We start from the raw sequence: 14,981 nt of genomic DNA, 5'->3' as shown, positions 1-14,981 counted from the left end.
TAGGGCCGCAAAGCGGCCCCGGCAATTTCTGCTGCGAAGCTGAAAACCTGGGGGCGCGATGCGCCCCTTTCGCGACACAAGGCCGCTCCTACAAAAACCGGGATCGGCGCCAAACAGAATTCGAGGTTTTGACATGAAAGTTTTGATCATCGGCAGCGGCGGCCGTGAGCACGCCCTGGCCTGGAAAGTCGCCCAGGACCCACGCGTCGAGAAAGTCTTCGTTGCCCCCGGCAACGCTGGCACCGCGACCGAAGCCAAGTGCGAAAACGTCGCCATTGACGTGTGCGCCCTGGAGCAACTGGCCGACTTCGCCGAGAAAAACGTCGACCTGACCATCGTCGGCCCGGAAGCCCCGCTGGTCATCGGCGTGGTCGACCTGTTCCGCAGCCGCGGCCTGGACTGCTTCGGCCCGACCAAGGGCGCGGCCCAGCTGGAAGGCTCCAAGGCCTTCACCAAGGACTTCCTGGCGCGTCACAAGATCCCGACCGCCGACTACCAGAACTTCACCGAGATCGAGCCGGCACTGGCCTACCTGCAGGAAAAAGGCGCGCCGATCGTGATCAAGGCCGACGGCCTGGCCGCGGGCAAGGGCGTGATCGTCGCCATGACCCTGGAAGAAGCCGAAGCCGCCGTGCGTGACATGCTGGCCGGCAACGCCTTCGGTGAAGCCGGTTCGCGTGTGGTGATCGAAGAGTTCCTCGACGGCGAGGAAGCCAGCTTCATCGTCATGGTCGACGGCCACAACGTGCTGCCGATGGCCACCAGCCAGGACCACAAGCGCGTCGGCGACCAGGACACTGGCCCGAACACCGGCGGCATGGGTGCCTACTCCCCTGCCCCGGTGGTGACTGCCGACGTGCACCAGCGCGTGATGGACCAAGTGATCTGGCCAACCGTGCGCGGCATGGCCGAGGAAGGCAACGTTTACACCGGCTTCCTCTATGCTGGCCTGATGATCGACAAGGCGGGCAACCCCAAGGTCATCGAATTCAACTGCCGCTTCGGCGACCCGGAAACCCAGCCGGTCATGCTGCGCCTGGAATCGAGCCTGGTGCTGCTGATCGAAGCTGCCTTCGCCAAGGCGCTGGACAAGGTCGAGGCCCAGTGGGATCCGCGCCCGAGCCTGGGCGTGGTACTGGCCGCTGGCGGTTACCCGGGCGACTACGCCAAGGGCGACGTGATCAACGGCCTGGACGCTGCAGCGAAGATCGAAGGCAAGGTGTTCCATGCCGGTACTTCGCTCAAGGATGGCCAAGTGGTCAGCAATGGCGGCCGCGTACTGTGTGCCACCGCCATGGGCAGCACCGTTGCCGACGCGCAGCAGCAGGCTTACCGCCTGGCCAAGGAAGTGAACTGGAACGGTAGTTTCTACCGTACCGACATCGGCTACCGGGCCATCGCCCGTGAGCGCGGTGAGCACCAGCAGTAAGGACTACCGGAGCGCCGTGCTGCCTTGCGCACCCGGCATCCGGCTCGTCGACAAGGCCCGGCATGGGCCTTGCCTTCGACTTGGCGCGCCGCGCATAGTTAATACCCGGCACATCGGCTAAGAAGGGATTTCGTAGTGCGTCGGCTTCGGATTGCCTCAGCTCTGATCGTCAGCTTGCTGACCTTGCTCTGCATGTTCCCGGCTTTAGCCGATCATGACGGAGGCTGGAGCGTTCTGCTCGACGAACAGGCCAACCTGCAACTGAGCGACGTGCGCTCCGAGCGCTACCGCAACCAGTTCAGCCCACTGACGCTTGCCGACCTGGATGCCGCCCCGGCAGAGCAGGCCTTGTGGCTGCATTACCGCCTGGACCCAGGCGACCAGGAAAAACTGCTACGGGTATTTGCCCCGGACCTGTCTGGCCTGGACCTCTACGCCCTCGAAGGCGACCAACTTCTGCGTCAGCTGCACCATGGGCGCCAGGCCGGCAATGCCAGCCCGACCCTGCGCGGCAGCGACCATGTACTGCCCCTGCCCAACAGCAGGCAACCGCTGGATATCTACCTGCGTCTGGTTTCCGAGCACCAGCTGCGCCCGGCCATCAGCCTGGAGCCTGCGGCCGAGGCCGCCTCCGACCACAGCCAGCCACTGTTGTTCGGCATGCTGTTCGGCGGCCTAGTGATGCTGATCATGCACAACCTGATCCGCTTCCTCTACAGCCGCTCCAGCACCACCTTGATCCTGGCGCTGTACCACGGCCTGATGCTGCTCAGTGGCCTGATCCTGCTGAACCTCAGCGGCCCCTGGTGGCATGTCTGGCACAGCGCGCAAACGCCCGCCGCCTACCTGACCCTGGTGCTGGCCGGCCTGGCCGGGCTGTATTTCACCCAGCATTTCTTTTCGCCGTGCAACTCGCCACGGCTGAACCGCTTGCTGCAAGGCGAAATGCTGATTGTCGGGGTCAGTGGCCTGGTGCTGCTGTTCGTCGATACCCTGCCGCTCAACCTGATGACCTATGCCCTGATGGCGCTGGGCAGCGTAAGCATGCTGCTGGTCAGCAGCTACCACTGGTACAAGGGCTACCCCCCCGGGCGCCTGTTCAGCCTGGCCATGGTGGTGTTCAACCTCGGCGGCCTGGTGCTGCTGCCGGCACTTCTCGGCCTGACCCGCACCTCGACCCCCTGGCTGCTGTGCATTCTGCTGGGGCTGACCGTGGTCAGCGGCCTGCTGCTTAACCTGGCGGTCAGCGAACGCCTGCGGCGCATGAGCGAAGAGCGCTTCAGCGCCAGCCGAGCGCTGGCCGCCAGCGATGCCGAGATCAACGCCAAGGCCGAGTTCCTAGCCAAGATCAGCCACGAAATCCGCACACCGATGAATGGCGTGCTGGGCATGACCGAGCTGCTGCTGGGCACGCCCTTGTCGGTCAAACAGCGCGACTATGTGCAGACCATCCACAGCGCCGGCAATGAACTGCTCACGCTGATCAACGAAATTCTCGACATTTCCAAGCTGGAGTCCCGGCAGATCGAACTGGATGACGTGCAGTTCGACCTCAACGCGCTGATCGAGGATTGCCTGAACATCTTCCGCGCCAAGGCCGAGCAGCAGAACATCGAGCTGATCAGCTTTACCCAGCCGCAAGTACCGCAGGTGATCAGTGGTGACCCGACGCGCCTGCGCCAGGCCCTTTCGAGCCTGCTGGAAAACGCACTGAAAAACACCGACCAGGGCGAAATCCTGCTGGTGGTGGCGCTGGACCAACGCGGTGAGGTACCGCGCCTGCGCATTGCCGTGCAGGACAGCGGCGAGCCGCTGCCTGCCGCCGACCGCGAAGCGTTGCTGCAGGCCGAACTGCACAGCCACCACTTCCTTTCCAGCAACAAGCTGGGCGGCCACCTTGGGCTGGTCATCGCCAAGCAGTTGATCGGCCTGATGCAGGGCGAATTCGGCATCAAGAGCAGCACCGGCATGGGCAATACCCTGTGGCTGACCTTGCCACTGGACCCTTCGCGCCTGGAGCAGCCACCGGCCGACCTCGACGGCCCGCTGCGCGATGCCCGCGTATTGGTGGTGGACGACAACGACACCTGCCGCAAGGTGCTGGTGCAGCAGTGCAGCGCCTGGGGCATGAACGTCAGCGCGGTGCCGTCGGGCAAGGAGGCCCTGGCCCTGTTGCGCACCAAGGCGCACCTGCGCGACTACTTCGATGCCGTGCTGCTGGACCAGAACATGCCAGGCATGACCGGCATGCAGCTGGCGGCCAAAATCAAGGAAGACCCCAGCCTGAACCACGACATCCTGGTGGTGATGCTCACCGGCATCAGCAATGCGCCAAGCAAGGTCATCGCGCGCAATGCCGGGGTCAAACGCATACTCGCCAAGCCGGTGGCAGGCTACACGCTGAAAACCACCCTGGCCGAGGAACTGGCCCAGCGCGGCCGCGAGCAGGCGGTGCCCGCCAGCCTGCCCGGGGTGCCGCAGGCTCTGGACCTGCCAGGTGATTTCCGCGTGCTGGTCGCCGAGGACAACAGCATCTCGACCAAGGTGATCCGGGGCATGCTCGGAAAGCTGAACCTGCAACCGGACACCGCCTGCAATGGCGAAGAAGCCCTGCAGGCGATGAAAGCGCAGCGCTATGACCTGGTGCTGATGGACTGCGAAATGCCGATTCTGGATGGTTTCTCGGCCACCCAGCAGTTGCGTGCCTGGGAAGCCGCCAACCAGCGCCAGCGCACCCCGGTGGTGGCGCTGACTGCGCACATTCTTGCCGAACACAAGGAACGCGCGCGGCTGGCAGGCATGGACGGGCACATGGCCAAGCCGGTGGAGCTGTCGCAGTTGCGCGAGCTGATCCAGTACTGGGCCAATCAGCGTGAAGCGCAGGTGAACCCGGCGCATATTTCCTGATCGTTAGCGCCTGTGCGGGACTATTCGCGGGTGAACCCGCTCCTACACAGGGTGCGCGGTCCCTTGTAGGAGCGGGTTCACCCGCGAATAGGCCCGCACAGGATGACAACAGAATCTGCTGATAAACTCTGCCCAGCCATAACTGCCTGGACTAGCCCCCATGCTCCATGAGTTGTTCAGCGTCTACCTGAAAATGCTCGTGCTCTACAGCCCGTTCTTCGTGCTGTCGTGCTTCATCAGCCTGACCCGCGGCCACTCCAGCAAGGAGCGCAAGCAACTGGCCTGGAAGGTAGCCTTCGCCGCGCTTGTCGCCAGTGTTCTGCTGTACCTGTTCGGGCGGGCGATCTTCGGCATCTTCGGCATCACCGCCGACGCCTTCCGCATTGGTGCCGGCAGCGTGCTGTTCATCTCGGCACTGGGTATGGCCCAGGGTAAATCCGCAGTGCAAGCAGACAACGTGCAGCAGGACGTGACCATCGTGCCGCTGACCATCCCGCTGACCGTCGGCCCCGGCACCATCGGTGCACTGCTGGTCATGGGCGTGGGCCACCCGCACTGGGACGACAAACTGCTGGCCATCATCAGCATCGCACTGGCCAGCTTCACCGTTGGCCTGGTGCTGTACCTCTCGCACCGCATCGAGCGCATCCTCGGTGACCAGGGCCTGCAAATCGTCAGCCGGCTGATGGGGCTGTTCGTCTGCGCCCTGGCGGCACAAATCATTTTCACCGGCATCAAAGGCTACCTGGTGCCCTAGAGGTCGAAGTCCAGAATACGGTGCAAGGACACCTGAACCACGCGCTCCTGAACCTTTGGCAAATAGCTCTGCTCGAACGCCAGGATGTTGAAGCGTATCAATTCCGCGCGCACATCCTGGCAGCTACGTTTCTGGCTGATGAAGCCGGCGCGGAATGCCGAACGCTTGTCCGTCTCGTGGTACAGCACCATGTCGACGCGATTAGCGCCCACAGGCGCACAGGGCAGCAACTGAAAATGCTGGCGTTCATAGGCATACTGTTCAAGCGCCTGCAGAGCCGGCGGCTTGGCCATCAGTGAGCGCATGGAACGGCTGCTCGCCGAGGCAAAATGATCGCCGGCAGTGGCGGCAATGGTTTCAAGCACCTGGTCGGTTTGCCGGGCCCGCCCTTCTTCCGGCCAGTGCGCCTGCTCCGGGGGCACGGCATCCCAGCCCATGAACTTGAGCTGGTTGCGGTAATAGGCCAGCCAGTCCTCGATCAGCCCTTCCTTGAACGCCGTCTCGGTCGCCCGCTCGGCCATTGCCAAAGCCAGTTTCACCTTGTTTCGTTGCCCCACCGGTATACCTGGCAGGAACGAAACAATCCCCGCGCCGATCACGGCAGATGTGGCGTCACTCATGATGCGCTCCTTTCACGGGCGCGTAAGGGTCGAACCGGTAGTCGCCCTGCGCATCCTTGGTTTGCATCAATGCCTGCAGTTCATCTCGCTGGCGCTGGAAGCGCCCGTTGTCCAGCAGCAAAGACACCCCATTGAACTCGGCTTCGCCCTTGAGCTGGTGCTCCTGCAGCAACAGGTCCTGCGACAGGTTGGCAATCGGCTTGTCGAAGTGCAGGGTGATGCTGCAAAGGTCCAACGCCGGCCCCGGCTTGAGCAGGCCAAGCTCGACCACCAGCTTCGCGCCCTGCGCCTGGTCTTGCGTGCTGAATTTCAGCAGGTGGCGAAAACCCTCAGCTGAACGGGCCAGCCCTGCCTTGACGGCGGCCAGCACAGCCTCATGGCGAATCGAGCGCATTTTCAGCCACGCCTCCAGTGGCTGGATGTGCGCGTTGCGCACAGGTTGCCCAAGCTGCTTGAGGTCATATGTGCTGGCCAGCTTGATCCAGCCCAGTTGGCGATAAGCCTCACGATAGGCGGCGTACCAGCCCTCGTAGTTTGTGAAGCGTGACCCAGCGTTCTTGTTGGCCACCAACTGCGCGTAGAGGATTGAATCAAAGGCGGCCTGACGCTGTATCTCGCCCGTATCTGCGGGATACAGCAATGCCGTACCCCCAACCAACATCAGATGCTCAGCTGTTCTATCCATTGCCTTGCCTCATTACAAAGAACCGGACAAGGCGGCGTTGCAACAACGCCGCCCTGCAATCAGATGTCGTACTGGAGAACGTTCTCGACGCTGCGTACGCCGAGTTTGTTTTCCACGGTTTCGCGGACTTTGTCGTAGACGAAGGTGTTGAGGGTGAGCACTGCCGTGCCGGCATAGTAGTGAGTCTTGTCCAGCTTCCACTGGATACCCAGGATGTCGTCGTCCAGCTGCGGGGCAGAAGACTGGATGCAGCTCACGACCATGACCACATCGTTTTTTTCGGTTTCGATGCAGGCGGCCATGCCGACCATGCCGCGCGCCTTGTTTTTGCGTTTATGATCAATGATCTTGGCGTCGTTTTCGACGGTGATCAGGTGATCGAAGGCCATCTTCGCCAGATCACCCAGCTTGGTGCCCCCCAGCATCGCATTACCTACCACACCGATCGCGCGTACAGCGACTGCGCCAACGGTAACGCTCAGCTCTGCGGAGGTTTCCAACTCGAAGCTGCGCCGTGGAATGGTGAAACCGAGGTCACGCATGACATCGATAAACTTGTCGTACCATTCACGGCTCTGCTTTTCGGCATCGAAGGCTTTGTCGGCCACCAGGGTGGCGAAGTGGAAGGCGTTCTTGACGTCATGCCGGCTTTGCGCAGACATGCCTGCGCCACAGGCCAGCAGGTTACCGTCGACCAGGATCGCGGCATCGTTGGTCGTAGCAATTTGCATTGTTTCGCTCATGTGAAACTCCAAGGTGGTTGCCCCTCTAAGCAGGGGCAGCCACCTTAGTCAGCGCGCTGAAGATTCAGCGCTCTGAAGCGTTTCCGCGGTAACTAGCTGGCCGACGGGTACCAACGCGGCGTGTACGCCCACACCCCTCCCGACAGACGAGGAAACACGCAGGTTGTAGAGGAGCCGACCAGCACCATGGTGCGCATATCGACCATTTCTGGCAGCAGTTCGGCCAAGGAGACTACCTTCAGCGTCTGCCCCGGCCTACCGATGTCACGGCCAAGGACTACAGGCGTGTTCCCGTCGCGGTGTCGGCGCACCACTTCCAGTGCTACACCGAGCTGATGCGGCCTGGATTTGGAAATCGGGTTGTAGAACGCCAGCACCAAGTCGGCCTGCGCGGCCAGGTCCAGGCGTTTTTCAATGATCGACCAGGGCTTGAGGTTGTCCGACAGCGACATCACGCAGAAGTCATGCCCCAGCGGCGCGCCCGCCTGGGCGGCCGTTGCCAGCGAAGCCGACACCCCGGGCAGGATCTCGAGGTCGACGCGGTGCCACGCCGGGTCAGTCGATTCGTGCAGCGCTTCGAGTACCGCCGCCGCCATGGCGAACACACCCGGATCACCCGAAGACACTACCACCACCGACCGGCCCTGGGCCGCCAGCTCAAAGGCATGTCGGGCCCGTTGCATCTCTTCGCGGTTGTCTGTGCAGTGCAACACCTGGTCGTCGCGGAACGGGCCGGCCATGCGCACATAGGTTTCGTAACCGAGCACATCCTCGGCTTGCGCCAGCTCGGCCTTGACCGCCGGCACCATCAGTTCGGCAGCCCCCGGGCCCAGGCCGATCACGGCCAGGCGACCACGGCGGCGGCCAACCTGCGCCACCTCGACAGGGGCAGGCGCCACGGCGATGACCACATCGGCCTGCTCAATCAACTGGGCATCGGGCAATGCGGCGGCAACCATCCCAGCCACATCGTGCGGCTTGGCAGCGAAGCGCAAGGCGACGCCCAGTTCATGCGCCGCCTCGTGCAAGGCGGCATCGGCCATGGCCATTTCGTCGGCCAGCACGCAGGCCACTGAAGGCCCGGCGATGCCGGCCTGTTGCAAGGCCGCACGAATGCTGGCCAGGTTGCCACCTGCAACGCCCACTACCACCGAACGCGGGTGGATCAGCAACTCGTCGCGGCTGGCCGGGCGCGCCTGATGCCCCACATGGATGGTGCGCTGGGCAACGTCGCTGGCAGGCAACTGTGCCTGCTGCAACCAGGGTGCATCGCCTTCGATGCGCACCGACTCGCCAGCCAGCAGGTCGGAGACAAAGCGCTTGCCTTGCTCGATATCCGCCAAGGCATAGCCCTGTGGCGGGTTCAACAGGCAGGTACCAAAGCGCAGCTCGCCACTGGTGGTGATGGCGGCAGCAACGCCCAGTGCTTCGGCAATTTCACGCGCCATCACGTTCACACCGCCCAGGCCACCGAGCAACGGCACGACCGCGCTGCCATCCTCGGCCACGGCCAATACCGGTGGCTCGCTGCCCTTCTCGTTGAGCAGGCTGGCCAGGCTGCGAATGACGATACCGGCGGCGCACAGGGCGATGATCGGCGTGTCCTGCTGATACAGCCCACGCAAGGTATCGCCGAACGCGCCGTAGTAGGCATCGGCACCTTCGACCCGGCCTTCCAGGCCATGGATCGTGGCCTGTGGATAACACTGCTGGATCCGCTGCGCCGTGGCCAGGCTGCCCGGGCCAAGGATGACGATAGCCGGCGCCTTGTGCATGTTCAGCCCTGCCATTTTTCCCCCGGCACGATGATCAGCGAGAAGTACGGCGACGACTGCGGGTCAACCTGGTCCAGCGGCACGATCTTCTGGTTGGCCATGGTCGCCCGCTCCACATACAGCGCACGCCCGTCCAGGCCCAGTTCGGCCAGCACGTCGCGCACCTTGGGGAAGTTGCGCCCAAGCTTCATGATCACCGCCGCATCGGCGTCGGCCAGGCGGCGCTTGAGCTCTGCGGCCGGCAACACGCCCGACAGCACCGACAGGCTCTGGTTGCGGTACACCAGCGGCGCGCCCAACACCGAAGCACCACCGAGCATCGAGCAGACACCGGGGATCACTTCTGCCTCAAAGCGCTGCGCCAAGCGGTCATGCAAGTACATGTAGGAGCCGTAGAAGAACGGGTCGCCTTCGCAGATCACCGCCACATCACGGCCGGCATCCAGGTGCTCGGCCACCTGCACGCTGGCTTCGTCATAGAAGTCGCTGATCACCTGTTCATAGGACAGCGGCGCCGGCAGGGCTTCGGTGGTAACCGGGTAGACCAACGGCAGCAAGGTCTGCTCGGGCTGCAGGTGCGCCTCGATGATGCCGAAGGCATTGCCACGCTTGCCCTTGGCCACGAAGTAGGCCACCACCGGCGCTTCGCGCAGCAGGCGCAGGGCCTTGAGGGTGATCAGTTCAGGGTCGCCCGGGCCCACGCCCAGGCCCAACAGTCGTCCACGCGGCGCCATCATTCCACCTCCGTGGCCAAGGCGTTGACCGCGGCGGCGGCCATCGCGCTGCCGCCCAGTCGGCCCTGCATGATCACGAACGGCACACCACGGCTGTCGGCGGCGAGCATGGCCTTGGACTCGGCAGCGCCGACAAAGCCAACCGGGAAGCCGAGGATCAATGCCGGCTTTGGAGCACCGGCATCGAGCATTTCCAGCAGGTAGAACAGTGCGGTGGGCGCATTGCCGATCACCACCACGCTGCCTTCCAGGTGCGGGCGCCACAGTTCCAGGGCGACGGCGGAACGGGTGTTGCCTGCGTCCTTGGCCAGGCCCGGCACGCTCGGGTCACGCAGGGTGCAGATGACCTTGTTGTTCGCTGGCAGGCGGGCACGGGTAATGCCTTCGGCAACCATGTGCGCATCGCACAGGATCGGCGCGCCGTTCAGCAGCGCCTCGCGCCCGGCCCGGCCGGCGCCTTCGGAGAACTGCAGGCCATCGATGGCGTCGACCATGCCGCAGGCGTGGATCACCCGTACGGCGAGCTTTTCGAGGTCTGCGGGGATCCGCTCGAGTCGGGCTTCCTCGCGGATGATCCGGAAGGAATTGCGATAGATCTCCTGACCATCGCGGATGTAGTCAATCATCAAGGTGCTCCGTCGGCAGGTCGAGCATGGCGCCTGCTTCATTCAAGGTAAGGTCGGTGCCGCGCAGGGCGCCAAAGCCCGGCTGGCGCGCGTCACGCAGGTACAGGTCATAGCGGCCCGGCGAGCGGGCCAGCAGGGTGGCCGGGGCCACATGGGCCACGGCGCAGGAACGGGGGCAGCCGGACAGGTGCACGCTGGCAGGGGCACCTGGGCCCAACAATGCGGCCAGGGTAACGGCATCGGCCTTGGTCTCGCCCAGCGCCTTGGCGCAGCCGCTGCTGCCGGTGCAGGCGCTGATGCGTGCCAGCGGCTCATGGGCGTGGCACAGCAGGCCGACCGCGGACAACTCGGCCTGGGCGTGCGCGATATGCAGCGCTTGCAGGTTGGGCAGCACCAGGCTTTGCCAGGGGCTCAGGCGCAGGCTGCCATCACCCAGTTCACGGGCCATGCGTGCGGCGCCGCGCAGCATGGCCGGGGTCAGACGGCCCTGCGGTGGGGCCACGCCAAGGGCCAGGCCATGCGCCTGGGGCAGCTTGCCCAGCCATTGGGTGTGTTGTGCTTCACGGCGCCAGGCGAGCACGGCAGCATCGCGGCGGATGTTCAGGCCAAGGCCATCGACAAAATCGCTTGCCGGGCATACCTCAAGCAACTGGCGCATGCGCGACTGTTCAGGGGTTGCCAGGTCGAGGAAGCGCTCCAGCACCGCCCGCACCAGCGCCAGCCCCTGCTCCACTGGCACTGCGCCGAGCACCTGGCCGTCTTGCGGGCAACTCGCCAGGCCAAACGCCAGCCAGGTGTGTTGCCCCAGACGCAGGGCCGACAGCCACAGGTCGTGGGGGTGTTCAAGCATGGCCAGGCCTTCGCCGGCATCCAGCTGCACGGCGAACTTGGCCGACAACTGGTGGAAGCGCGGGGTGCCTTCAAGCAGGTCGAGGATCTGCCCGGCCAGCGGCCGAGCGTCCAGCAGCATGCCTGGATCATGCCCGGCCAGCGGGCTGAGCATCAGGTTGCGCACATCGTCGCCCGCTGCATCGCGCGGGCCCAGGCCGGCCGCGAGCAGTGTCTCGAGCAGGGCTTGGTGCTGGTTGCCGATGCCGCGGATTTGCAGGTTGCCACGGTTGGTGGCCTCGATCACGCCGCCAGCGAAGCGCTCCGCTGCCTCGGCCACTGCCTCGGCCTGCCCCGCCAGCAGCAAGCCACCCGGCAGCTTGATGCGGCAGATACCGCCATCACGGGCACTGACGATGCGCCACAACCCCGGGCAGGCCGAGGGGCGGGGCGTTACGTTGGGGGCATGGTCCTGCGTCAAAGGGGCGTCCGGCAATCTGTGAAAATGCGCTTGAGTGTAGAAGGCGCGGTATTATGCCTGCTTTGTCCGGCGGCATGAAAAGCCGGTGGTCGAGCATCCTCGGCAATTGAGTAGAAATTCAGGACCGCGTCGCCCTCTTCGCGGGTAAACCCGCTCCCACAGGATCACCAATGCCCCAAATGGCTGTGCGGTCCCTTGTAGGAGCGGGTTCACCCGCGAAGGGGCGCAAAGCGCCCCCAAAAATGGCGGATCCAAAACACATGACCCCCTGGCTGACAGTAATCGGCATCGGCGAAGACGGCTTCCCAGGCCTGGGCAAACAAGCCCGGCGCGCCCTGCTGGGCGCTGCAAAGATCGTCGGCAGCCCACGCCAACTGGCCTTGCTGCCATGCTGCATCACCGCTGAACAACTGGCCTGGCCCAGCCCGTTCTCGCTAACCCCGGTACTGGCCCTGCGCGGCGAGCCGGTGTGCGTACTGGCCAGCGGCGACCCGATGTTCTACGGCGTGGGCGCCAGCCTGGCGCGCCAGGTGCCCGCCGCCGAAATGCGCGTACTGTCGATGCCCTCCTCCTGCGCGCTGGCCGCTGCACGCCTGGGCTGGCCGCTGCAGGACGTACAGGTGGTGTCGCTGGTAGCCCGCCCCCTGGCAACGCTCAATGCCCACCTGTACAGCGGCATGCGCCTGCTGGTACTGAGCAACGATGGCGACAGCCCGGCGGCCATCGCCGCGCTGCTGCGCGAGCGCGGCTTCGGGCCAAGCCGGCTGCAGGTGTTCGAGCACCTCGGCGGCGAAAATGAACGAGCACTGGCCGGCACCGCCCAGGACTGGCCGCACGCCGACATCGCCGCGCTCAACCTGGTCGCCATCGAGTGCCGGGCTGCACCCGACGCACCACGCCTGCACCGGCTGGCCGGGTTGCCCGACAGCGCCTTGCGCCACGACGGCCAACTGACCAAGCGCGATGTGCGCGCCATTACCCTGGCGCGCCTGGCGCCGCAGCCCGGCGAACTGCTGTGGGACGTGGGCGCAGGCTGCGGCTCGATCGGCATCGAATGGATGCGTGCCCACCCCGCCTGCCGCGCCCTGGCCATCGAGGCCGACGAAGGCCGCCAGGGTTTTATCGAACACAACCGCGAAGCGCTCGGTGTACCTGGCTTGCAGCTGGTCTGCGGCAAGGCGCCCGCAGCACTGGAGGGCCTGGAGCAACCGGATGCCATCTTCATCGGCGGCGGCGTTACCCGCGAAGGCGTGCTTGACCGCTGCTGGGCCAGCCTGCGCCCCGGTGGGCGGCTGGTGGCCAACGCCGTGACCCTGCAAAGCGAACTGGCCCTGGCACATTTTCGCGAGCAACACGGCGGCGAACTGACCCGCATCCATGTCGCCCACGCCCAGCCCTTGGGCGCATTCGACACCTGGCGCCAGGCACTGCCGATCACCCTGCTCGAAGTGGTAAAGCCCACCAATGCGTGAAGAAACCCGCGAACAGCCCGCGCCCCTGCGCAGCGGCCTGACCACCGGCAGCTGCGCCACCGCCACCAGCCTGGCAGCGGCCAAGCTGCTGCTCACCGGGCAGCGTGACGATGCGGTGGATATCACCCTGCCCAAGGGCAAGGTGGTGCAGATGCGCCTGGAGTTCTGTCGCCTGGTGGGCGAGTGCGCCGAAGCCGGAACCCTCAAGGATGCCGGCGACGACCCGGACGTGACCCACGGCGCCCTGCTCTACAGCCAGGTACGCCTGCAGGGCGAGCCCGGTACCCGCTTCGTCGCTGGTCAGGGTGTCGGCACCGTTACCCGCCCAGGTCTGGTGCTGGCCGTGGGTGAACCGGCCATCAACCCGGTACCACGGCGGATGATCAGCGAGCACCTGCAGGGCTTGGCCGACGAGTGCGGCTACGCCGGCGGCTTTGAGGTCACGGTCAATGTGCAGGGCGGCGAGCAGCTGGCGCTGAAGACCATGAATCCGCGCCTGGGCATCCTCGGCGGGCTGTCGATCCTCGGCACCAGCGGTATCGTGCGGCCGTTCTCCTGCGCGGCCTACATCGCCTCGATCCACCAGGGCATCGACGTGGCCCACACCAACGGCTACACGCATATTGCCGCCTGCACCGGCAACGCCAGTGAAGACACCATGCGCCGGGTCTACGGCCTGCCGGAAATCGCCCTGATCGAAATGGGCGATTTCGTCGGTGCGGTGCTCAAGCACTTGCGCAAAGTACCGGTGCCACGCCTGACCCTGTGCGGGGGGTTCGGCAAGATCAGCAAACTGGCCGCCGGGCACATGGACCTGCACAGCCGCCACTCCAGCATCGACTTGCCGCAACTGGCCGGCTGGGCAGCGGACATCGGCGCTGACGCGGGCCTGCAAGCGGCGATCATTGGCGCCAACACCAGCCAGCAGGCGCTCGCACTGGCGCATGCCGCCGGCATCGCCCTGGGTGATGCGGTGTGCGCTCACGCCCTGGCCTTTGCCCGCAGCGTGGTGCCGGCGCACGTACAAGTGGAAGTGTTCGCCATCGACCGCCAGGGCGGCATCGTCGGCAAGGCAGGTGTGCAATGACGGCCCGTATCCTACTGTTGGGTGGCGTCACCGAAGCCCTGGCCATCGCCCGCCGCCTTGGCCCGCAACATGTCTACAGCCTGGCCGGTATCGGCCGCGTGCCGCAAGACCTGCAATGCCAGGTGCGGGTCGGCGGCTTTGGCGGCGCCGAGGGCCTGGCCAGCTACCTGCGCGAGGCGGGCATCACCCTGCTGGTCGACGCGACCCATCCGTATGCCGCGCAGATCAGCCGCAATGCCGCCAGCGCTGCCCGCATGGCGGGTATCCCGTGCTGGGCCTTGCGTCGCCCGGCGTGGCAGGCGCAGGCGGGGGACGACTGGCGCGAAGTTGAGGACTGGGCCGGGTTGATCGAAGCGCTCAAGCCGTTCCGCAGGCCGCTGTTCACGCTGGGGCGGGAGCCGTTGCAACATCTGGATGAGATTCCAGCGGAGCAGTTCTGGACCTTGCGGGCGCTGGAAGCCTGCCCTGGCAACGCGCGCTGTGAAGTGATGGGTGCGCGAGGGCCGTTCCTTATCGAGGATGAACGGACGTTGTTCCAGCGGCGCAAGGTCGATGTGCTGATCAGCAAGAACAGCGGCAGCGTGGCGACCGAGCCGAAGCTGGAGGTGGCGCGGGAGCTGGGGGTGCCGGTGTTGATCCTGAAGCGGCCGGTGTTGCCGGTGGTGGACCGGATATTCGAATCGCAGTCTGATCTGGCTGCAGCGCTCGACCTGCACTAACACCTATCGAAAGCACGCCGCAGATCCCTGTAGGAGCGGGGGGGGGGGGGGGGGGGGGGGGGGGGGGGGGGGGGGGGGGGGGGGGGGGGGGGGGGGGGGGGGGGGGGGGGGGGGGGGG

Annotated in this window: 13 protein-coding genes; 6 read left to right on the top strand and 7 right to left on the bottom strand. The window is 65.3% G+C overall.

Annotation, left to right across the window (positions count from 1 at the left end):
- Window positions 1–133: 133 nt before the first annotated feature.
- The 3 genes from purD (at window position 134) to ACIP02_RS17015 (ending at window position 5,093) form a co-directional block, all read left to right on the top strand.
- A complete protein-coding gene (gene purD / locus ACIP02_RS17025) occupies window positions 134–1,429 on the top strand; it encodes a phosphoribosylamine--glycine ligase (protein WP_400618171.1) in 1,296 nt (431 codons plus the stop codon).
- A 135-nt stretch (window positions 1,430–1,564) separates the two neighbouring features.
- Window positions 1,565–4,336 (top strand): response regulator, encoded by a 2,772-nt coding sequence (locus ACIP02_RS17020; protein ID WP_400618168.1) that lies wholly within the window; start codon window positions 1,565–1,567, stop codon window positions 4,334–4,336.
- 160 nt (window positions 4,337–4,496) lie between these two features.
- The gene (locus ACIP02_RS17015) at window positions 4,497–5,093 is read left to right on the top strand and encodes a MarC family protein (RefSeq protein ID WP_400618165.1); all 597 of its coding nucleotides are present in this window, start codon (window positions 4,497–4,499) and stop codon (window positions 5,091–5,093) included.
- Here ACIP02_RS17015 and ACIP02_RS17010 read toward each other — a convergent pair.
- The 7 genes from ACIP02_RS17010 to cobG all read right to left on the bottom strand — a co-directional run bounded on the left by ACIP02_RS17010 (window position 5,090) and on the right by cobG (window position 11,600).
- On the bottom strand, window positions 5,090–5,713 hold the full coding sequence (locus tag ACIP02_RS17010) for a hypothetical protein (protein WP_400618162.1): 624 nt from the start codon (window positions 5,711–5,713) through the stop codon (window positions 5,090–5,092). The genes ACIP02_RS17015 and ACIP02_RS17010 overlap by 4 nt on opposite strands.
- Window positions 5,706–6,398 (bottom strand): hypothetical protein, encoded by a 693-nt coding sequence (locus tag ACIP02_RS17005; RefSeq protein ID WP_400618159.1) that lies wholly within the window; start codon window positions 6,396–6,398, stop codon window positions 5,706–5,708. The genes ACIP02_RS17010 and ACIP02_RS17005 overlap by 8 nt, the downstream gene beginning before the upstream one ends.
- A gap of 59 nt (window positions 6,399–6,457) precedes the next feature.
- Window positions 6,458–7,141 (bottom strand): hypothetical protein, encoded by a 684-nt coding sequence (locus tag ACIP02_RS17000; RefSeq protein ID WP_400618157.1) that lies wholly within the window; start codon window positions 7,139–7,141, stop codon window positions 6,458–6,460.
- Window positions 7,142–7,233: 92 nt separating this feature from the next.
- Window positions 7,234–8,931: a precorrin-3B C(17)-methyltransferase gene (cobJ, locus tag ACIP02_RS16995; RefSeq protein ID WP_400618154.1), complete on the bottom strand. Its 1,698-nt coding sequence runs from the start codon at window positions 8,929–8,931 to the stop codon at window positions 7,234–7,236.
- Window positions 8,919–9,653, bottom strand: coding sequence for a precorrin-2 C(20)-methyltransferase (locus tag ACIP02_RS16990; RefSeq protein ID WP_400618151.1), 735 nt, complete (start codon window positions 9,651–9,653; stop codon window positions 8,919–8,921). The genes cobJ and ACIP02_RS16990 overlap by 13 nt, the downstream gene beginning before the upstream one ends.
- Window positions 9,650–10,276, bottom strand: coding sequence for a precorrin-8X methylmutase (locus tag ACIP02_RS16985; RefSeq protein WP_400618148.1), 627 nt, complete (start codon window positions 10,274–10,276; stop codon window positions 9,650–9,652). The genes ACIP02_RS16990 and ACIP02_RS16985 overlap by 4 nt, the downstream gene beginning before the upstream one ends.
- The gene (gene cobG / locus ACIP02_RS16980; RefSeq protein ID WP_400618145.1) at window positions 10,269–11,600 is read right to left on the bottom strand and encodes a precorrin-3B synthase; all 1,332 of its coding nucleotides are present in this window, start codon (window positions 11,598–11,600) and stop codon (window positions 10,269–10,271) included. Before cobG ends, ACIP02_RS16985 begins: the two co-directional genes overlap by 8 nt.
- Before the next feature lie 245 nt (window positions 11,601–11,845).
- Here cobG and cbiE point away from each other — a divergent pair, with 245 nt between their 5' ends.
- The 3 genes from cbiE to ACIP02_RS16965 are packed head-to-tail and all read left to right on the top strand — an operon-like array spanning window position 11,846 to window position 14,863.
- Window positions 11,846–13,057 (top strand): precorrin-6y C5,15-methyltransferase (decarboxylating) subunit CbiE, encoded by a 1,212-nt coding sequence (gene cbiE, locus ACIP02_RS16975; RefSeq protein ID WP_400618143.1) that lies wholly within the window; start codon window positions 11,846–11,848, stop codon window positions 13,055–13,057.
- Window positions 13,050–14,144 (top strand): cobalt-precorrin-5B (C(1))-methyltransferase, encoded by a 1,095-nt coding sequence (locus ACIP02_RS16970; protein ID WP_400618140.1) that lies wholly within the window; start codon window positions 13,050–13,052, stop codon window positions 14,142–14,144. The genes cbiE and ACIP02_RS16970 overlap by 8 nt, the downstream gene beginning before the upstream one ends.
- The gene (locus tag ACIP02_RS16965) at window positions 14,141–14,863 is read left to right on the top strand and encodes a cobalt-precorrin-6A reductase (RefSeq protein WP_400618137.1); all 723 of its coding nucleotides are present in this window, start codon (window positions 14,141–14,143) and stop codon (window positions 14,861–14,863) included. The genes ACIP02_RS16970 and ACIP02_RS16965 overlap by 4 nt, the downstream gene beginning before the upstream one ends.
- Window positions 14,864–14,981 lie beyond the last annotated feature (118 nt).

This window comes from Pseudomonas sp. NPDC089408 (genome assembly GCF_044749445.1).
GTDB lineage: Bacteria > Pseudomonadota > Gammaproteobacteria > Pseudomonadales > Pseudomonadaceae > Aquipseudomonas.
Note: the sequence above shows the minus strand (reverse complement) of the source record. Positions and strands in the feature narration are given on the sequence as shown.